Below are 21,981 nucleotides of genomic sequence, written 5' to 3' on the forward strand. Positions count from 1 at the left end.
TAAAGAAGAAGTCATAAAAACCTATATAACTCTTGAACAATGTTGAACAAATCCATTATAGCATTTTTTATATTATTCTTTACTACAAATTATTCATTTGCAAAAACGTTCAGTAAAGAAAAACCAAAATATCTTTGGTTTGACGCAGAAGCCAACTTTAAACGTTTTGCTTCCAAAGACTCCATCTCTTATTATTTAGAAAAAGCAAAGTCTGTAGGATTCAATCAGGTAGTAGTAGATGTAAAACCAATCTATGGAGAAGTTTTATACAAAAGCAAAATTCTTCCTCCACTTACCACTGTCAAGGGTAAAGTCGTTCACAGAGATTGGGATTACCTGCAATATTTTATAGATGAAGCTCATCGTCTTGGATTGAAAGTAACCGTTTCTACAGCCATGTTTACTGCAGGACATCCCGGAACAAGTGAGGGTTTGGTTTACAAAGATAAACGGTGGGATGGAAAAACATGTTTGGAATATTTTCCCAATGGACAAATGTTTGATATCAGAGATGACAAACAAAAAGTGGGTGCTTTTTTGAATCCTGCACGCAAAGACGTCCGTAAATACGCTTTAAGTATCGTCAGAGAAATAGTGAAGAATTATGATGTGGACGCTTACGCATTGGACTATTGCAGATATCCGGCCGATAACAGCGACTTTTCTAAAGAGACTCACAAAGCATTTGAACGATATTTAGGCAAAAAGGTGAAGAATTTCCCCCAAGACGTATATACATGGAATGTAGATGGAACAAAGAATCCCGGTATCTACTACAAAGAATGGTGGGCATTCCGTTCTCATGTAATATCCAGTTTTGTCAAAGAAGTACGTGATAATATTCATGCTATTAACAACAAAATAAAACTGGAATATTGGGCTGCTTCCTGGATTCATGCGATTTATGGACAAGGACAGAACTGGGCAAGCCCGAAATCTGATTTTTCACTCAATTATCCTTGGGGATCAGAGGCCTACAATGAGACTGGTTTTGCTCCATATCTCGACACGTTCCTATGTGGAACCTATTTAGAAAGAATTTATGGAATGAGTGATCCTGAATCTATAGAATATGGGATAGCTCGTGCACAAAAGTTAATTGGTAATGACTGTAGTGTATTTGGAACCATTTATGCCTTAAATCATAAAACAAATATAGCTGACGCAGTCAACATCTGTCTCGAAAAATCAGCAGGTTTAATGGTTTTTGATATCGTACAAGTAATAGAAATGGACTTGTGGGATGGAATAAAGGAAGGCATTGAACGTGCTGAAACACAACAATAAAGAAAGACAAATGAAATAAATTACTTTTTGTTTTATTAATACTAATATTTAATATGAAAAAACAAGTCAAATGGAGTATAAGGCTTTTAGCCTTATTGATCTGTTCATTTTCAGCTTTAGGCATTCAGGCACAGAATACTATAAATGTGAAAGGAACAGTGTATGACTCTAACAAAGAACCGTTAATCGGTGCTAATGTTAGCCAAAAGGGGAACTCGTCCAATGGTACTATTACCAACATTGACGGACAGTTTATTTTGAATGTTTCAGATCCGAATTCAACACTGGTATTCTCGTTTATCGGATATCAAACCCAAGAAGTCGCATTACAAGGTCGTTCAGAGATCAGAGTTACCTTAATTGAAGATTCCAAAGCATTGGACGAAGTCGTAGTCGTAGGATATGGTACTCAAAAGAGAGGACATCTGACGGGATCCGTTTCATCAGTAAGTGCAAAGGAACTGCTGAAAGCTCCGATGCAAAATGTATCCAACTTACTTACTGGTAAGGTTTCCGGATTGACCAGTATCCAATCCTCCGGTAAACCCGGTGCAGATGGAACTGCTCTTTATGTACGCGGTATGAATGCGTTTAGTGATAACGCTCCGATGGTGATTGTAGATGGTGTACCTCGTCCGATTGACTATGTGAATCCAAATGATATCGAGAGTATTTCTGTTTTAAAAGACGCTTCGGCTGCTATTTATGGTGTGCAGGGCGCAAACGGAGTTATCCTGATCACCACCAAATCCGGTGGCGATGGACCAGCAAAAATTGCCTATGACGCATCATTCACCATGACTCAGAACACTGCAATGCCAGAGTTTTTAAATGCCAGAGATTACATGTACTGGCATAACAAGGCTCGTGAAATGGATGGGCTTACTCCGCTTTGGACAGCAGATATTCAAAACAAAGTATTAAGTAACGATCCTAATAGTATTTGGGGTGAAACAGATTGGCTGGATAAAATATTCAGAACCGGCCTTACTCAGCAACATAATGTTTCAGCATCCGGAGGTACCGAAAAAACAAAGTATTTTGCCAGCCTTGGTTATATGGATCAGGAAGGTACTTTAAAGAATACGAGCTTTACTCGTTATAATATACGTGCAAATTTAGATATTCAGGTAGCTAAAAACCTTAAATTCACAACGAATATCTCCGGGTATCGCTTAGATAGAGATTGGCCAGGTACTGCAATAGGCAATCAGGCAGAATTCGACCCGGTTAGACAAGCTATAAACTCTGTGCCAGTCATAAAATCCGAATATAATGGACTACCTACTGCATGGATGGGAGGTAGTTATTATGTAAACGGTTATGCAGCTTTAACGGAATCAGGATATAACGTCAAACTCGTTGGGTATTGGATTCTAATTATAAATTAGAATATAACTTTTCAGGTCTGACCAATGCATTGAAAGGATTGAAAGCCTCCGTATTTGCAGCCTATAATTACAGTAACTCCGCAGATTCCGGCTATGACCGTTATTATCAAGTGTATTATATAAATAAGACATTTGATGAAGGAGTAGCAGGGGCCAGTGGTTTCACTGAAGGTGGAGGATATACTAAATCCGCTTCATGGGGAGATACTTGGTTATTCCGTCCACAGGTAGATTATTCTCGTGATTTTGACAAACATCATGTCAGCGCGCTGTTCTTCTATGAAGCGCAAAAGAACTCTACCAATACAATGACCGGAACAAAATTAGGCTATTATAGTGATGATCCGGTTGATTTGACTTTGGGTACTACTTTCCCTGAGACTCCGGTAACTGGGTCACACTCATATACAGGACAAGCTTCATGGGCAGGTCGTCTAAACTATGCATATAATCAAAAATATCTGGCTGAGTTTGCTTTCCGTTATGACGGATCATATGTCTTCGCACCGGAGAACCGTTGGGGATTCTTTCCATCAGTTTCAGTTGGCTGGATTATGTCTGAAGAAAATTTCTTCAAGAAGGCTCTTCCTTTTATAGATTTCTTCAAAGTCCGCGCAAGCTATGGTGAATCCGGTAATGATAATGTAACTCCCTATTTGTATAACTCCACGTTTGCAGTAGCCAATAATAGTATGGTTTTAGGAAATAGCGCTATAGCACAGTTCTACTCTAAGAATCCGTATATCTATCGTAATTTAACATGGTCTACTACTAAAAGTTATAATTTAGGTATAGATTTCAATCTTCTGAATCAGAAATTAGCTGTAGAATTTGATGTATTCTATCAATTGACCGAAGACATTCTGGAAAGTAAAAGTGGTAGCTATCCTACTTCATTGGGAGGTTATTATCCAAGCTATCAGAATTCAGGAAAAGTAGACAACAGAGGTTTCGAACTTACTTTAATACATAATAACCGTATCAATAAGGACTGGAATTATAAATTGACAGGAAATTTCTCCTTTGCCCGCAATCGCGTTTTGGAGAAAGCAGTAACAGACAATTATCCTAACTATCGTGGTGTATTGGGACAATCAATGAACGCACGTTATGGTTATCAGGCGCTAGGATTATTCCAGAGCAAGGAAGAGTTGGAAAACTATCCGGCAGCACCATCCGGAACAATTAATCTAGGTGACTTAAAATATCGTGATGTAAATGGTGACGGTATTATTAATCAGCAATATGACTACGTGAAAATAGGTTATGGTGGTGTACCGGAAATCAATTTCTCATTGAATATGGAATTAAACTACAAAAACTTCTACATGAATATGCTTTGGCAAGGAGTAACACATTGTGATTATGAGTTGTCAGGAGTATATGATACGGGAGTAACAGCCGCTACATCCTACACTAGTCCGTTTGGTACAGGTGGTAACTCACCTTCTTACCTCATCGAAGGTGCATGGACTCCGGAGAATACCAATGCCAAATATCCTCGTCTGACAACTATTCCTAATGGAAACAATGCCTGGCGTTCATCGTGGTGGGTTGTCAATGGTGAATATTTACGATTGAAGAATATGAATATTGGATATTATTTACCCGATTACTTATTGAAAAAGACTCCATTTACTCGTGTAAACATATACTTGGCAGGTACTAACTTGCTTACATTGAGTCATTTTAAATACGTCGATCCTGAAAGCCCGTCAGTAAGTAACGGATATTACCCGCAACAGAGGACTTTTAGTTTAGGCTTAATGTAACTTTCTAACGTAAGGAGGAGATAAAAATGAAAAAAAGAACACTTAAAACTTTAATAGGTGCTGTAGCTCTAAGTTTAGGAATAGCTTCATGTGATGTATTGGACCTGAATGACACAACTGTGTTGTCCGACTTGGCTGTTTGGAATACAGAGAGTGCCGCAGAAATGTATATTACCGCTGCATACAAAACGTTTACCGATGTTTCTCAAGTAGCAAACAGTCGTTCGGTATTCTATGACAGCTACTCTGATTTAATGAAATCTACTGCATGGGACCAGTATAACCATCATTATAACAAGGCTTTATTACAAACCAATGCTTTTACAACAGGTAGTGCGGGAGCATTCGAATGTTGGAGTGATGTGTACGAACGTATTCGTCGTGCCAATGTATTATTAGATGAAATCACTCGATATGGCGCACCTAAATATGGTGAAGACTGGTGTGATATCCGTCGTGCGGAAGTACGTCTCTGTCGCGCCTTCTCATACTACCGTCTGATTCGTGTATATGGTGGTATAGTACTCCGTACAGAGACTTCGGGTACTAATGGCGTGGATGATGGTTCTTATGAAGCTGATATCCATCGTAAACGTTTAACCGAAGCTGAAAGTTGGGACTATGTAATCAATGAATTATTATGGGCCGGCAAGCATTTGCCCAAAGAATGGGATTCTTCATGGACCGGACGAGCTACACAGAAAACTGCGTATGGGCTTGTTTCACGCATAGCCCTCTTTGCCGGACAATGGCAAGTGGCAATCGACGCTGCAGAAGAAGTAAAAAGACAAGGCGGTGATTTGGTTGATGATTATGCAAAATTATTTCAGGTAGACGGCGGACAAGACAATTCTAAAGAAATATTATTCGCTCTGTATTACCAGAAAGGAAGTGTCACACATAATTACGATCGCTACAATCGTCCGTTTGGTGATAATGCTGTTTATACCACTCAAGTGTATGCGGAACATGTGCCGACAGCCGAACTGGCTGACCTTTATGAATTTAAAGACGGCACAACTTTCGACTGGAATACCTATGCAGAAAACCATGCAGATCCGTATACAGATCGTGAACCACGTTTTCATGCAACTATTATGTACAATGGTTGCGATTGGGAAGGCAGAACTATCCAAACATATGTTGATGGAACTGACGGATTCAGTGCATTCACGCAAAGCGGTTCTACCAACGGACATACCTGTACAGGATATTATTTGCGTAAATATCTACAAGAAAATAATACCACTTTTGTCAATGACCATAGCTGGCAATACGATGCAGTTCTCCGCTATGCAGAAGTTCTATTAAACAAAGCAGAAGCTTATGCGCAATTGGATTATAACAAATATAAAACAGAAGCTCTCGGTGCATTGAATGAAGTTAGAAACCGGGTTGGATTATTGGATAAAACAACCACGGACGCTCCTGATGAAGACTCATTTATGGCATTATTACGCAAAGAGCGTTGCGTAGAATTAGCTGGCGAAGGTTTCCGTTATTGGGATTTACGTCGTTGGAAACTGGCAGAAAATGTGATTAACGGGAAAAATGCGCATGGTGTAAAAATCAAAAAATCTGCAGATGATACTTTCACTTATGAGAAAGTAGAATGTGATGGGGGAACTCCTCGCGTCTTCCTTGAGAAATATTATTATTTCTCTTTGCCTACTGCGGAAACTGCTAACAATAAACTATGCGAGAACAATCCTTATTGGTAATTAATAAAAGACTAAAAGATATTCGATATGAAAGTTATAAATAAAATTGGAGTATGGATGTTAAGCGTCTTTATGCTAACTACTTTATTGCAAAGTTGCGCTAAAGCCGATGACGAATTTGTGCATAGAACGAACACTATTTCACAAATGATTTGTAAAGCATCTCATGGTAGTGGTGAATTCAGAGGAGAAATATATGAGTATAACCAAAACGATGAATTAATGTCTGGTGAATTTACTCAAGAAGATATTGAGGGTGGTTATGGTCTGATCCTGTTTGCCATTCCTAAATCTTTGGAAGAGGATGTAACTTAGCTAGTGTTTATCTGGTAGCAACAGTTACGTATGATGAATTTATCACCCCCTCTCTGACTGGTAAACATGATATTACAGGAGAAGGAATTATTATCTCTGTGAAATCCGGTGTTGGTACAACTCGCCGATATCGTGTCAGAGGCTATTATGAATAATGAGAATCATATTTAATACACTGTAAAATGAAAATATTAAATTCAAAAATTATATTGGGAGCCATATTAGGTTGTACCTATTCTTGGGATCTTGTGAAGAGAGCTTAAGTGAAAAATTGGGTCGTGAAGCTAATATCATGATCTCTTTCAAGGTAACAGGTACAAGTGGGACAGTATTCAATTCTGCAATTGGCGAAAATGATATTAAGATCAAAGTCTCTCCTTATCTTGACGCTGCTGAAGAGTTGAAATCCGCTGTTCCTGTGTTTTATCTTTCCAAAGGAGCTACTGTTACTCCCGACCCGACCGAACCTCAGAATTTTGCTCAGGAAGGAGGAGTAAAATATACAGTTGTATCGGAAGACAAATCTACAACGAAAGAATATACCGTAACTTGGACTGTTTCAGATAAAATGCCCTACGGCTCAGGATTTAGTTATGCCGAAATCGGAACAAAAAAGAGCTTTGTTGAGTTAGGGTATCCGGGAGAAGTAAATAACTTCAACCTACCGGATAGTAAACAATATGGTGATTTACAAATGTACCATGCTTATTGTGGTAACTATATTGTATTGCTGTCACGAGGTTATATAGCTACCGGCAATTCGGAACTTGGCATTAAAGTCGTTGATAAAACAACTTTAAGTGCCGCCGGTACTCTGAATTTAGGTTCTATCTCACTAGCTGACTTGAAAATGATAACTTCTGATTATAAAGGAAGATGTGTGGGGGTTGTCGTAACGGGCAATGAGACTGAGTTTTTCTATTGGATTAAGCCAACAGATGTACCTGTATCTGTGGGTAAGATTGGTATAAGTATGGCTCCATCTACTAGTGACCTTTCAAATAACTTCCAGGTAGCCGGAGATATTACGGGAAATGCTTGGATCACAGCACTTGCCCCACGTGACAAAGACGGTACACACTATCGAATAAAAGTATCCGGAGGACGTTTAGCTTCTGAATATTCTACAATTAAAACAGGTTATGCAAGTAATGATTGTAGTCAATTCCAAATGATTTCACCATTGGATGATTCAGATCAGCCAACTTATGTCGTAGGGGATGCTGAAGGCACAGCAAATGCTGCGAACAGTGTTCATTGCTATGTTAATTCGTATGCAGGCTCAACACTGAATGTAATGCCTGCACTTTGGCAAAACACTTTGCAAACTTGGTGGGTAGGAACCGGATTCACTGTTGCTCGTGGAGGTGGTCGTGCTCCTGTAGTTTCTGCATTACCTATTAATGGTAAGAGTTATGTAGTCGTTACTAGTGGTACAGCTTGGTGGCACGCAGCTGCTGTGTTGAGTTCTGATCTGCAAACATTGGCACATGAGAATCTGAACATCGCTTACGGAATAAATCGTGCTTGGAGCTTTGGTGCATGGGTAGACTGGTATTGGGATGAAGACAACGAAGAAGCTTACTTGGCAGTATGGTTTGGTCGCCTCGGACTCTACACGTACAAAATGACTTGTTTTGAGTAATACCTTATGACTCATGAATCAAACCATTAGATCTTAATTTTAGGCACTGATTACACGAAAAATACGGTTTTTCGTATACTTAAAAACGTGTAATTACGTGCCTGAAAAAATTAAGTTCTATTTGTCAGTAGTAGTTTATAGATAGAATTTGTTATTCTTCCAAACAATCAACAATTTGTCATCTAAAGTAGAGCGAAGAATCTTCTCTTTCAGTATACTTCAGAGAATAGACTCTACCTCCCTACGGTTGTCTGAATGACAGAAAGAGGAAATTGGGGAATATCAACTAATTTATAACTTATACTTAACCGATTTACTACTTATACTTAGCAAACGATTTCCTATGCAATTAATAAATCAAATTAATCGAAAATCATGAAAAAGTACTTTTTATTGCTTGCTTTAAGTTTCTTTGCCGTCGCTTGTAATACGGAAGAGAATAACACAGACAACAATGATGGAAAAGAGATCCCCTTGGAACCGGGTAATTCCGGTAACAAAACCAATAAGCCTAAAGCTATCTGGATTGATGCACATGCTAACTTTAGCCGTTTTGCAACGAAATCTGCTATCACTTCTTATATGGAGAAAATAAAAGATACAGGTTTCAATGAAATCTATTTGGATGTAAAGCCCGGTATCGGTTATGCGTTATACGATAGTGATATTTTGCCTAAATTAGAAAAATGGGGAACAGAAACTGTTACCAGGGATTGGGATTACCTTAGCTTTTGGCTTGAAGAAGCGGAACGTTTGGATATTGATGTAATTGCTTCCATATCGGCAATGGGATTCGGTTATACGAAAGATAAACAAGGAATCATTTATGACGATTCCCGATGGGATGGAAAAACCCAAGTAGAAATGAAAAACAGCGATCCGAATAATCTTGTCGATATTCGTAATCAGACGGACGTAGATGCCGCCATGCTAAATCCATGTTTACCGGAAGTACAAACTTATGTTATTTCTATCATAGAAGAAATAGTAACCAAATATCCCAAGTTGAAAGGTTTCAGCTTAGACTACTGTCGTTGGTATGGTGGTAACTATGGTTTTAGTGATGCAACAATCCAAGCCTTTCAAACCTATAGCGGTGAAACCGTAACTACCAGAAATGATATAATTACCTCTACAGGAGGTATCGGACGTTTGTATAATAAATGGATTGAATTCCGTTCAATGACCATAACCAATCTGATCACTAATATCAGTTCTAAAATTAAAGCTATCAATCCTGGTATAGAGCTTCATTTGTGGGCATCAGCCGATTGGGGTTCACGCTACAGTGTCGGACAAAACTGGGCTAGCAAATCATATTCTCCCGCTGCCAGTTCCATATATACAGCAGACTATAGTAAAACTGGATTTGCAGATCAATTGGATGTCTTTGTTTTAGGTGCTTATGCAGATGCAGTCTGGATTTCAGAAAATCCGGGATCTGTTTGGTCTGTAGAAAACTTCGTCAATACCTATGACAACTATACAAAAGGAGATTGTAAAGTATATGGTTCCATTCCGGCCTATTCATACGATAATAAAGCAACATCTGACGCAGTTTATTTGTGTATGAAACACACAGATGGTCTGATGGTTTTTGAGATATCTCATGTAATCAATAAAAATTCATGGTCTGCAATTAAGGAGGGCATTAATCGAGTAGAAAAATGATGAAAAGAACACTTACACTATTATGTATCTTGTGCACATGCGTGGTCATTCAAGCTAAGAACTACCTTGTCAATTCACCGGATGGAAAAATCAAAGTAACGGTAACAGCTGACACACAGCTAAGCTGGAGCATTGATTACAACGGAGAGCAGATTTTGAATCCCAGTGTGATGCAAATGAATATTAAGGGACAATCAGTACAACCAGGAGTAAATCCTTCGGTGATAAAAGCTAAGACAATCAAAGTCGATTCGGAACAAACAGCTGTTGTTCCAACTAAACAGCGGATTATCAGAGATCAATATAATCAGCTGACTTTAACTTGCAAAGGTGGATATGCCGTAGTATTCAGGGTATACAATAATGGAGCGGCTTATCGGTTCGAAACAACATTCAAATCCCCCCAAGTATATGTAAATAGTGAAACTGTTCAGCAAAACTGGATAGACGGTTGCAAAGCATACTGGCCTCGTGAGAAGAATCAGGAATATATCACTCATTGCGAAGCTATTTTCGATGAATTAAACCTGAACTCTCTAACCAAAGAGATGAAAGGATATCTTCCCATTTACCTTTCTACCCCCAAAGGAACAAAAGTAGTGATAATGGAATCCGATCTTTTTGATTATCCCAACTTATTCCTGACGGGCGACCGGAACCGGACTCTTACGGGGGAATTTCCTCCTGTTGTGTTAAAGAGTGAGTTGAAAAAAGGAGCAGATCGTGATGAAGTTCTCCTTGAGAAGGCTTCCTATATTGCTGCTACTCAAGGGACAAGAACTTATCCTTGGCGAGTGTTGATGATTAATGAAGATGATAAAGCGGTGGTGGAAAACAATTTAGCTTATCAACTAGCCTCTCCTTCTGTTACAAATGATACAAAATGGATAAAACCGGGTAAAATATCCTGGGACTGGTGGAGCACTCTTAACGTATATGGAGTAGATTTTAAAGCTGGAGTAAATACCGATACCTATAAGTACTTCATTGATTTTGCTTCGAAGTATGGTATTGAATATGTCCTTTTAGATGAAGGTTGGTCAGCAGGAACTTGGAATATCAAAGAGGCAATTCCCGAGTTGGATATACAAGAACTAGTACGTTACGGGAAAGAGAGAAATGTAGGCCTAGTATTATGGACTTTGTGGAATCCGCTCGATAAAGACTTGGAAGGTATTCTGGACATATACGAGAAATGGGGAATCAAAGGTATCAAAGTTGATTTCATGCAACGTTCTGATCAATATATGGTTAATTTCTACGAAAGAGTAGGAAAAGCAGCTATGGATCGTAAATTGTTAGTTGATTTTCATGGTTCTTTCAAACCTTCAGGGTTACAGAAAAAGTATCCGAACGTAATGACTTTCGAAGGAGTCTTAGGTATGGAACATGATAAGGATTCGAGAGATATTAATCCGGTACACGACCTGATTCTTCCATTTACAAGAATGGCGGCCGGTCCAATGGATTATACTCCCGGTGCAGTAGGTAATGCAACTGCTGAAGATTTTTATATCAACTTTGTACATCCTGTCAGTTTAGGCACTCGTGCACACCAAGCTGCACTTTATATTGTGTACGAAAGTCCGTTGCAAATGTTGGCAGATTCTCCATCAAATTACTATAGAGCTCCCGAATTTGCTTCCTTTATCTCACGCATACCGACTACTTGGGAGGACACCAAAGCAATCACAGCTAAAATCGGAGAGCAACTGGTTATTGCCCGCAGAAATGGCAAGAATTGGTATTTGGCAGGATTGACTGACTGGAATGCACGTACAGTTGAAGTGAAACTGGATTTTCTAAATACGCCGAAATATAAAATGGAAGTTTTCAAAGACGGAATAAACGCCAATGTCCATGCCTCGGATTTTAAAACAGAAGAAGTAACAGTAAGCAAAGGAGAAATTATCAATATAACAATGGCTAAAGGTGGCGGTTGGGCAGCTATCCTCACACCGGTTGAATAAAAGATATAGTAATGAAAAAAGTACTTTCTATATTCTATACTTTTTCCATCTTGCTATCTCTCACTAGTACACAACAGATTCCGTCATTCAAATCGAATGACGGAGTCGTTTTTCTGTGGAATAGCATAAAATTAACAAACCGCTTACACGTCTGATAAAAATAGAAAGGATTGGAAAATGAAACAGAAACTAGTATTATTTTTATGTGTACTTCAATGGGGACTGTTGGTCTCTAATATACAGGCAGCAGTGAATCCTGTATGTTATTACGGGCAAGTATCATCCGCAGGCAAAGGCATAGCTAATGTGCCTGTGACCGATGGAACACAAATCGTTATAACCGACAAGCAAGGAAAGTACTCCATGACAAGTACTTCTGAGGTGGAATATATTTATATCACTCTTCCTGACGGATTTGAGGTGCCAATGAAAGATAAAGTGCCGGCTTTCTTTCAGAAAGTTCCTGCTAAGACATCAAAAAAAGTGCGTATGGATTTTGAATTAATCCGGTCAAAGGAAGATAATAAGAAACACATATTGGTCGTATGGGCAGACCCTCAAGTCTATTTTGATGAAGAAATGCCGCAAGTGCGTCAGGCTTCACAGGATGTTAAAGATTTATTAGCAACCAGTTATCCCGGACTACCGGCCTACGGAATTGTGTGCGGAGATATTATTGGCGATATCAATAAAAAGCCAAGCTATTTCTCACCGATGATTAATGCGATCTCGGAAACAAAAATTCCTTTCTTCTATGTAATCGGAAATCATGATTTAGATTTGAATGTCCGTTCCAACGAATATGCCCGTAGCACCTATAAATCTTATTTTGGTCCCACCTATTATTCATTCAACAGAGGAAATGTGCATTACGTTATATTAGATGATATTTTCTTCCTGGCAAAAAGTTATCTATATGCAGGTTATCTGACCGAACAACAACTTCAATGGCTAGAACAAGACTTGAAGCAAGTGACTCCGGGAAGTACAGTGGTAGTAGCTATACATATTCCGACTTATTCAAGAGAAGCCCGCAATAAAGAATGGGGTAAAGAATCGGCAATGAAAGTAATGAATAATCGTTCTTCTCTTTACGAATTGCTTAAACCATATAATGCACATATTATGTCGGGACACGAACACTACAATGAGAATTATGTTCTGGCTGACAATCTTTACGAGCATGTACACGCTCCATTATCCACACTATTCTGGCAAGCGCCATGGGCTTGCGACGGAACTCCGGGAGGATATGCGGTCTATGAATTTGATGAGGGTGAAGTTACTTGGTATTATAAGAGTGTGGGAAAAGACAGAAACTATCAGTTTGAACTTTATCCGGTAGGTGCCAGTCGTGATAAAAAAGATGCAATTGTAGCGAATGTCTGGAACTACGATTCAACCTGGAAAGTTAAGTGGTATGAAAATGGTATTGACAGAGGGGAAATGACCCGTTATTCCGGTTATGATCCTGCAATTTACAATTACTGTGAGAAAAACAGTTCCACTTTCAAACATAAATATCTAGGAGCTGGTGTTACTGAACATTTGTTCTATGCGATTCCTCAAATAGAAGATTCCAATATTAAAGTGGAAGTAACCGATCATTGCGGAAAAGTCTATACACAGGAAATGAAACAATCTATGTAAATTATTGAAATCTTTGAATATAATAGATTACAATGATGAACAAACATTCAATACGATAAATCTATAAAATAAAAAATATGTATCATGAAAATAAATAGATTACGCATCTTTTTCATCTTTTTAATCGGTATCTGCCTGAGCTTCTCCACTCAGGCTGCCAATCCGGTCAAAATTCTTAAAGGGAAAGTAACTTGTGACGGTAAAGGAGTTCAAGGAGTAATGGTCACCGACGGATATCGTTGTGTACAAACAGATGCTTCCGGGAAATATACTATCCCGACTTTAGGAGAAAGCCGTTTTGTATATATATGCACACCTTCCGGCTATCTAACTGATAGAAACGGCACCATTCCTTCATTCTATATTCCCGTAGACTACTCTAAAAAGCAGAACTATAATTTTGATTTAAACAAGAATCCTAAGGATGACACTTCTCATGTTTTTATCGTTCAGGCTGATATACAAGTGACCACAAAAGAGGAATTAAAAATCTATCAGAATGTGGTAAACGATTGCAAACAACTTCTCTCGTCTTATGCTCCCACCGATATTTTCGGAGTTGATTGTGGAGATATTGTGGGAGATCATCCTGCTCTGTATCCTGATTATCTGGAACGAGTAAAACAGTTGGATATTCCTATTTACCGGACAATGGGTAATCATGACATGAACTATGACGGACGGACGCACGAAACGTCTTACAAAACATTTGAAGAGCATTTCGGCCCTTCTTACTATTCATTCAATAAAGGAAATGCTCATTATGTGGTAGTAGACAATAATTTCTTTATCGGACGAGATTATTTCTACATGGGCTATCTGGATGAAAAAACATTTTCCTGGCTTGAACAAGATTTATCTTTTGTCCCCGAAGGTTCACTTGTTTTCTTTATCATGCACATACCTTCCCGTCAGACAGAAAAACAAGAAGCATTTTTGTATAATTATGCTATGATCGGTGATCAAATGGTAAACGCCGGAGCACTTCATGAAATGTTGAAACCCTATAAGGCTCATCTCATCACCGGACATACTCACTATAATCTAAATGTAGTATTCAACAACAATTTGATGGAACACAATACAGCAGCAGTTTGTGGTACTTGGTGGAAAGCTGATATTTGTCTGGACGGAACTCCGCGTGGATATGGCGTGTATGAAGTAGATGGAAAGGATGTGAAGTGGTATTATAAAAGTTCCGGTTTCCCTAGAGAACATCAATTTCGTACTTATCCCGTAGGTTCGTCCAAAGATTATCCATCAGATATTATAGCAAATGTATGGAACTGGGATAAACTATGGAAAGTAGAATGGCTGGAAGACGGTAAACGAATGGGAGATATGGTTAAATATACAGGTTTGGATCCATATGCTTCAGTCGTATGTGCAGATAAGGAAAAGATGGTTTACACCTGGATTGCTCCAAAAGCCACCCAACATCTGTTTCGTGCCACTCCTCAAAATAAAAATGCCCGCATTGAAATTAAAGTAACCGACCGTTTTGGCAAAAAGTATATACAAACAGTTTCTAAATAGAGATGGAAAAAAGAGCCTATGCTTTAGATGCTCTCCGGGGATATGCCATTATTACAATGGTACTTTCGGCAACTGTGGCATGGAATATTTTACCCGGATGGATGTACCACGCTCAAACTCCTCCTCCCGAAAGAACGTTTGACGCAAGTCTGACAGGAATTACATGGGTAGACCTTGTATTCCCCTTCTTTCTGTTTGCAATGGGGGCTGCTTTCCCTTTTTCAATAGGAAAAAGAATAGAAAAAGGAGTTTCTAAAATACAATTAGTATATGAAGCTATCAAACGAGGAATTCAGCTAACTTTCTTTGCTATCTTTATTCAGCATTTTTATCCGCATATCTTGAGTGATCCGCAAGATATGCGTTCCTGGTTGTTGGCGATACTCTGCTTTGCCGTATTGTTTCCAATGTTTATCCGTATTCCTGTTAAAATGCCTTCCTGGGCACATCTTTGCATTAAAATAGTAGCTTACGGAATAGCTGTAATCATGATGGTAACTACCCGCTATGCACACGAAAGAGTCTTCGATGTGGCATTCAGTAATATTATTATATTATTACTGGCGAATATGGCCGTATTCGGTTCCGTTATTTATATTTTTACGATAAATCACCGATGGATCAGGATCGGTGTAATTCCCATTCTGATGGCTATATTATTGAGTAGCCGAGTCGAAGGTTCCTGGACACAAGCAGTCTTTAACTATACTCCACTACCTTGGGCTTACCATTTTGAATACTTGCAATATCTTTTCATTGTCATCCCGGGAAGTATGGCAGGCGAATATTTAAGGGATTGGTTAAAGTCCGGTACGGTCTCTACTATAAGTTCTGCAAATATTTGGCAAGCTATAGGAATGATTCTTTTGACATTAGCTTTAATTATTGTAAATTTGGCAGGACTTTACACACATGCAACAATCCCGAATCTGATAGTAAATAGCATGTCGCTGACAGGTGGGATCTTTTTATTACGAAAAGGAACCGGTTTTATAGAACTGTGGAGGAAGCTCTTTATTGCTGGAACTTTTTTAATCATACTCGGTCTGTGTTTTGAACCGTTTCAGGGGGGAATAAAAAAAGATCCGGCTACATTCAGTTATCTGTTCCTTACTTCCGGTTTAGCTTTCATGGGATTGTTGTTACTGAATATAATATGTGACTATTTTCGCTGTGTAAAAAGCACTCGATTTCTGGTGATGCCCGGACAGAATCCGATGATGGCATACGTAGTAGTTGATCTATTGGTAATGCCCGTAGCTAATCTGACAGGAATAGCTTCACTACTGGTTTATTTTAACTCCAACGCTTGGATGGGATTCTTGCGGGGAGTGCTTCTGACAATGTTAGCAGTAGTAATAACCATGTTCTTTACCAGAATTAGATGTTTTTGGAGAACTTAAATTTATAATACCATATCGAAATGAAAAGAAGAATCTGCATTTTTGCAATGTTATTGATGATGTGCCATGCATATACTCAGATCGTATATCATGATGCTACCCATTTTCCTCTATTAGGTAAGGCTGCCGGAGCAACCGGAACTCGGTACGAACGGTTCCCGGATTCTTTAAAGAATATTTCACGTGCTCCTTTGTGGAGCTTAAGCCGTAATTCTGCCGGAATGGCGATACGTTTTCGTAGTAACTCAACGCAGATTGCGGCTAAATGGGAAACTCTCGGTAATAACCACATGAATCATATGACGGATGTGGGTGTAAAAGGACTCGATCTGTATTGTCTGCAAAAAGATGGCAAGTGGCGTTTTGTTAATAGCGGTCGCCCTACTGGAAAAACGACCCAAGCTACAATTATTGCCCATATGCAACCCGAAGAAAGAGAGTATATGCTCTACCTGCCGCTTTATGACGGACTAGTTTCGTTATTTATCGGAGTAGACTCGCTTTCAAGTATTACACAACCCGCTGTAGATGCTCCGGTCCGGACGAAGCCTGTTGCTTTTTACGGAACCAGTATCTTACAAGGTGGCTGTGCCAATCGCCCCGGAATGGCACATACTAATATCATTTCACGAAGACTGAATCGAGAATGTATCAATCTCGGGTTTAGTGGAAACGCTTTACTTGACTTGGAAGTCGCCAAGATCATGGCAGAAGTGGATGCCAGCGTCTTTGTGCTGGATTTTGTACCCAACGCTTCTGTTGAACAAATGCAAGAACGAATGGAGACATTCTATAACATTATCCGTAAGAAACATCTTGATACGCCTATTGTTTTTATAGAAGATCCTATTTTTACTCATTCGCTGTTCGACCGGAATATTGCGCGTGAAGTGCAGAGGAAGAATCAGACTTTGAATGAGATTTTTACCCTTCTGAAAAAGAAAGGAGAGAAAAATATATATCTGATACATTCTGACAAAATGTTGGGTGACGACGGGGAAGCGACAGTCGATGGTATCCATTTTACAGATCTGGGAATGATGCGATATGCAGATTTAGTATGTCCTGTCATTCAGAAACTTATAAAAAAGAAAAAAGTTCAATGAAGAAAATAATTCTTACTGTTTTATCGGTTGCTTTTTGTATGCTTCAGGAAACGAATGCACAAGGCAAAGTTTGTCTAAAAGGAAATAATTCAAACATCTCATACGTCGGTCGTACGGAAATACAAGGAGATGGGTCCGTATCATTTGACTGGACCGGAACTTATCTCCGTACCATGCTTTCGGGAGGGGAATTGTCTATCCGGCTTTCAGATACAGGAATCAATTACTATAATGTATTTGTGGATAGTCTTTTGCATAAGGTAGTAAAAGTATCTGGCAAAGATACATTGATCAATTTTATATCTGGAATTGATAAGGGATTTCACCGTATTCTCATTCAGAAACGTACAGAAGGCGAATGGGGACAAACGACTATTCACCAGTTTGTATTACCTCAGGCAGGTCAGTTGAAGAGAGAAATGAATATTCCGCTCAGGCATATCGAGTTTATAGGTAACTCTCTGACTTGTGGCTTCGGAACAGAAGGTAAGGACCGCAGTGAACCTTACAAAGCGGAAACTGAAAATTGTAATTTATCATACGCCGCTATTATATCCCGTTATTTTAATACGGATTATACTTTCATTGCACATTCGGGAAGAGGAGTCGTACGAAATTATGGAGACTCTGTGAGAGTATCGGCAGTAACAATGAAAGATCGAATGCTGAATACTTTTGATATTAACTTAGAGAAGAAGTGGGATTTTAAAGTATATAAGCCGGACTTAGTTGTTATTAATTTAGGAAGTAACGACTTTTCTACGGATTTATATCCGTTGGAAGAAGAGTTTATCCACGCTTACAAGTTATTGATTAGTAGATTACGCACTTATTACGGCAATGTCCCCATTCTTTGTATCAGTCCGTCTATAGCGCAAAGACAAATTATAGGATATATGGAACACTTGCGCCAGGATTTGAATGATCCGCAAGTATATTTGTTTGTTTTCCCAGAAGGACTCTATAATAATACGACGGATTTAGGTGCTGTATGGCATCCTAATTACAAGGGGCAAACGAAAATGGCAATGTCACTCATACCGTATATTTCTACGATTATGGATTGGCCGTTAAAAGACTTATTCACAAAATAAAGATAAAAAGATGATCAAAAAGATGTATTAGAGTTACTTGAAAGAAGTACTAGAGTTATCCGAATGATGTATTAGAGTTACTCAGAAGATGTACAAGGATCGGGTAAGTCAAGTACATGAATTAGATAGGTCTAGTACAAGAATCACTTGAAAGATGTGCTTGAAAAACAGCGATTAGTTTATCTAAAATCTATGGGAAGTTTATTTTGGTTTATTCCAATGTTTTTTTCAATCATTGGGATAGTTGAAAACAAACATTAGCATCTTTTTTCTATTAACACAGGCCTGTTTGGTAAATGAAAACCATTTTGAGTCATCGTCATATTTCTCTCTATCTCGCTATCATTCAGAATGATAAAATGCGTCATCTTTTTTAAGACTATTTTCCTTTGTCAAGTTGCGTATGCAAATAAAAAATTATATCCGCAAGTCCTATAAAAAAAGATGACGCAATGCAATAGATTGTATTTTAGAGGTTTATGCAAAAATATGACGATGACTCAAAATGGTTTTCAACTACTAAAGACTCACTCCCAACACTCTAAATATAAAAAAATATAGCCCAAACAATTTATCGACGTGCTTTTTGCCTTTTAATGATAATATTTGCCAATCGATAATATAGCGCTACATCTTTTTCCGAACCATTTTTTAATGCATAAAAAGCACTTCCTCCTTGATAATAGGCAACATCCGTATTTTCGAAAACATGATTGCGTTCAAATCCATCTATATATGCATGCATACGGGGAGCTTTATCATTCAACGCCCTTTCATCGAATTCACACTCCATCGACATTCCATATTGACGTGCTAACTTACATGCATCATCTATGCGAGAATCCGGAATGTTTGAATTGAAAAAATGATTCGGTTGCAAATATGCCTTATCGAAACCTAACTCTTTCCATGTGGTATATCCATCAGATTTGAAGTAAGGAATCCAATAAAAAGACTGTTTATCTTCATGAATATAGTCGGCAATATGTTTCACAAATGTCCGCGTATGAGTCGCTTCCTCTGCTAGCCAATAAAATCCTGCCAATTCAACATTCTTAAGATGAACCTTTTTAAATCGTTCTGTGATAAAATCAATATACCATTTACAGGCAGATATGCGGTCTTCATCTTTTGAGAAATCAAGTTTCTTTCCATCCAGTTCACCCCAATTCTTTTGATTTGGAATAGGTTCCGGTAATGATAAAACTATTTTTCTCTTTTTAGGAAGCTTTCCGCAGACAGACTTTGCATTCTCTATGCAATCATTTAATGCACAAATACTTCTTCCCGGAGTAAAATATTTGTCGATTAACATAATCCAATCCTCTTTTGTAGCAGGGGTTGGACGATAACCGGAAGCAAATCCGCAACGATTGCCATCAAAGATTTCCAAAAAAAGAAAACCATCAAACAGCCAATCACCTCCTTTAGCATTTTGACGAGGAGCATAAACGTATGGCTGAAACAGTTCCTCATTCCATACTTCTCTTCGGTGAGTTCCCCCATCATAAATCAACACCATATCCCGGATACTTCCTTTGGGAGCATAACCTTCTGCTACTGCCTGTTCTGTCGTTACCTTTTGAGAGGACGAACAGGATGACAAGCAGAACAAGATAATTGTAAATACAAAAATACGATTCATCATTAATCCAGTACTTTTATTTTAATATTACGCAGCCATACATCGTTGCCATGATCCTGAAATCCAATGTAACCTTCACGCTTGATGCCACCAAAATTACTCATCAGGTAATAAGCATCTGTCCATCCACTCACACTAAATTTACTATTATCCAGCATTTTAATCCATTCCGGAGTTCCCACTGTATATTCCACTACTTTCTCACCGTTTTGATAGTGAGTGACTTGTCCGTTGTTCACCACTATTTTAGTCTTATTCCATTCACCAAAAGGTTTGGCATTTTGAGGATTAGCAGGAATCATGTCATACAAAGAGCCGGCTTTCCGATTACCATCTTTACCCGCTTTGGCATCAGGGTGATTTTCGTTATCCAGCAACTGATATTCGGGAGAAGAAGCTACCCCAAATTGACCGGGGATTTCCTGAATCATATACATAATACCGGAATTTCCTCCCTCAGATATTTTCCATTCCAGTTCCAGTTCAAAATTTTTAAATCGATGGGCAAAGATAATTTCTCCACCTTTTCCTTGTTTTTTGCTGTCGAATTTCATCGCGCCATCGTCTAACACCCACTTGTCAGCCAGAGTTTCAGAAGCATAACTCCTCCATCCATTAAAGGAAGTACCGTCGAATATCGTAATATATCCTTTCTTGTCTTTTTTGAAAGTGGACAAATCTACTTGAGGATAGTCTATGGGAGTATATTTATCCGCATACTCTTTTATCATTTGTTTGAGGAGCAAGGGTTTGTCTGTTGTGATATAATCCACTCCCATACCAATCAAGCGTTTCATCATCACAGGGTCATCTACTGTCCATACATTCACCTGAAGTCCCTGGCTGTGCATATCATTGACTAAATTCAGATTATTGGTAAATCCGGTAAAATAGTAATCAGCTCCTGTCATTCCCCATTCTTTCAATTCAATAGGAGAAGCATTACCACTTAAATAATACACTCTTGCACTTGGACGTATTCTCACCAATTCCTGACAAACTTCCTTACTAAAAGCAATATAATCTGTCCGATTGGCTAACTTATGTTTTTCTACAGTTTTAACGACTTCATCAACCAACGCTTTCGTCCATTCTTCTCCTGGAGTAGATGACTTGATCTCTAGAATCAATTGCAAATCCGAGCAATTTTTGGCATGTATCAGATATTGTTCAAGAGTAGGCAATATTTCCCCATTAGACAATTTGCAATCTTTAATTTTTTCATAGGGAGTTTTCTCTATGTTCATAGAATTTATTTCACCATCGTGATAAACAACCAAAACGCCATCCTGAGTTCTCCAAACATCAAATTCAGAGCCATAGCAACCTATTTCATTTGCCTTGTAAAGTGAACTTAAGGAATTTTGAGCTGAGTTTTCCGCTTCCCAGTAACCTCGGTGTGCAATAATCTTTGTTTGCGCTAATGCTGACAAAGAAAGAATTGTACATAAAATACTCAATAATACTTTTCTTTTCATAATATAAATGTTATAAGGACTTTTCTGATATACAATCATATCAGAAAGTCACAAAATTAATAATTTAATTCGAATATTACCAATCATGCTAATAATCCAATGGAAGCGTTTATCTATTTGCACATAGTCGGTAATCATTTATCAATCTTGTACGTTCCATTTATATTACAACAATCCATCTAAAATAGATTCTTCGGTAACATTCCATATTTCAGCATTTAATTCTTCCCTGAAACCTATAAAGCTTTCCTTCAAAACAGTTTCTTTCTTTATAATATATTAGAATTTTATTCTCTG

The 21,981-nt window shown here is 38.4% G+C and carries 15 protein-coding genes; 13 read left to right on the plus strand and 2 right to left on the minus strand.

Annotation, left to right across the window (positions count from 1 at the left end; genetic code table 11):
• Positions 1-39: 39 nt before the first annotated feature.
• The 13 genes from JCM17102_RS18465 (at position 40) to JCM17102_RS18520 (ending at position 18,561) form a co-directional block, all read left to right on the plus strand.
• Positions 40-1,287: a family 10 glycosylhydrolase gene (locus JCM17102_RS18465; RefSeq protein WP_025076235.1), complete on the plus strand. Its 1,248-nt coding sequence runs from the start codon at positions 40-42 to the stop codon at positions 1,285-1,287.
• Between the two features lie 53 nt (positions 1,288-1,340).
• Entirely contained in the window at positions 1,341-2,678 is a 1,338-nt protein-coding gene (locus tag JCM17102_RS31960) for a SusC/RagA family TonB-linked outer membrane protein (RefSeq protein ID WP_275564429.1), read from the plus strand.
• Positions 2,657-4,450 carry a SusC/RagA family TonB-linked outer membrane protein gene (locus JCM17102_RS31965; RefSeq protein WP_275564430.1) on the plus strand — a complete coding sequence of 598 codons (1,794 nt, stop codon included), beginning with the start codon at positions 2,657-2,659 and terminating at the stop codon, positions 4,448-4,450. The genes JCM17102_RS31960 and JCM17102_RS31965 overlap by 22 nt, the downstream gene beginning before the upstream one ends.
• Before the next feature lie 26 nt (positions 4,451-4,476).
• On the plus strand, positions 4,477-6,171 hold the full coding sequence (locus JCM17102_RS18475) for a RagB/SusD family nutrient uptake outer membrane protein (protein ID WP_025076236.1): 1,695 nt from the start codon (positions 4,477-4,479) through the stop codon (positions 6,169-6,171).
• A 27-nt stretch (positions 6,172-6,198) separates the two neighbouring features.
• The gene (locus tag JCM17102_RS28400) at positions 6,199-6,486 is read left to right on the plus strand and encodes a hypothetical protein (RefSeq protein WP_275564431.1); all 288 of its coding nucleotides are present in this window, start codon (positions 6,199-6,201) and stop codon (positions 6,484-6,486) included.
• Between the two features lie 292 nt (positions 6,487-6,778).
• Positions 6,779-8,131, plus strand: a complete 1,353-nt coding sequence (locus JCM17102_RS18485) for an SGBP N-terminal domain-containing protein (protein WP_081800237.1) — start codon at positions 6,779-6,781, stop codon at positions 8,129-8,131.
• Between the two features lie 375 nt (positions 8,132-8,506).
• A complete protein-coding gene (locus JCM17102_RS18490) occupies positions 8,507-9,802 on the plus strand; it encodes a family 10 glycosylhydrolase (protein WP_025076238.1) in 1,296 nt (431 codons plus the stop codon).
• Positions 9,802-11,772, plus strand: coding sequence for a glycoside hydrolase family 97 protein (locus tag JCM17102_RS18495; protein WP_025076239.1), 1,971 nt, complete (start codon positions 9,802-9,804; stop codon positions 11,770-11,772). Before JCM17102_RS18490 ends, JCM17102_RS18495 begins: the two co-directional genes overlap by 1 nt.
• 177 nt (positions 11,773-11,949) lie before the next feature.
• On the plus strand, positions 11,950-13,422 hold the full coding sequence (locus JCM17102_RS18500; RefSeq protein WP_025076240.1) for a calcineurin-like phosphoesterase C-terminal domain-containing protein: 1,473 nt from the start codon (positions 11,950-11,952) through the stop codon (positions 13,420-13,422).
• Positions 13,423-13,506: 84 nt separating this feature from the next.
• Positions 13,507-14,958 (plus strand): calcineurin-like phosphoesterase C-terminal domain-containing protein, encoded by a 1,452-nt coding sequence (locus JCM17102_RS18505; RefSeq protein ID WP_025076241.1) that lies wholly within the window; start codon positions 13,507-13,509, stop codon positions 14,956-14,958.
• A gap of 2 nt (positions 14,959-14,960) precedes the next feature.
• Positions 14,961-16,361 (plus strand): DUF5009 domain-containing protein, encoded by a 1,401-nt coding sequence (locus JCM17102_RS18510; RefSeq protein ID WP_025076242.1) that lies wholly within the window; start codon positions 14,961-14,963, stop codon positions 16,359-16,361.
• Between the two features lie 20 nt (positions 16,362-16,381).
• Positions 16,382-17,467 carry an SGNH/GDSL hydrolase family protein gene (locus JCM17102_RS18515; protein WP_025076243.1) on the plus strand — a complete coding sequence of 362 codons (1,086 nt, stop codon included), beginning with the start codon at positions 16,382-16,384 and terminating at the stop codon, positions 17,465-17,467.
• A complete protein-coding gene (locus JCM17102_RS18520; RefSeq protein ID WP_025076244.1) occupies positions 17,464-18,561 on the plus strand; it encodes an SGNH/GDSL hydrolase family protein in 1,098 nt (365 codons plus the stop codon). The genes JCM17102_RS18515 and JCM17102_RS18520 overlap by 4 nt, the downstream gene beginning before the upstream one ends.
• Positions 18,562-19,132: 571 nt before the next feature.
• Here JCM17102_RS18520 and JCM17102_RS18525 read toward each other — a convergent pair.
• Both JCM17102_RS18525 and JCM17102_RS31970 read right to left on the minus strand, forming a co-directional pair.
• On the minus strand, positions 19,133-20,209 hold the full coding sequence (locus JCM17102_RS18525; RefSeq protein ID WP_051573001.1) for a DUF4855 domain-containing protein: 1,077 nt from the start codon (positions 20,207-20,209) through the stop codon (positions 19,133-19,135).
• Positions 20,209-21,684 carry a 3-keto-alpha-glucoside-1,2-lyase-like domain-containing protein gene (locus tag JCM17102_RS31970; protein WP_245798623.1) on the minus strand — a complete coding sequence of 492 codons (1,476 nt, stop codon included), beginning with the start codon at positions 21,682-21,684 and terminating at the stop codon, positions 20,209-20,211. The genes JCM17102_RS18525 and JCM17102_RS31970 overlap by 1 nt, the downstream gene beginning before the upstream one ends.
• Positions 21,685-21,981 lie beyond the last annotated feature (297 nt).

Source organism: Bacteroides faecichinchillae JCM 17102 (genome assembly GCF_000614145.1).
GTDB lineage: Bacteria > Bacteroidota > Bacteroidia > Bacteroidales > Bacteroidaceae > Bacteroides > Bacteroides faecichinchillae.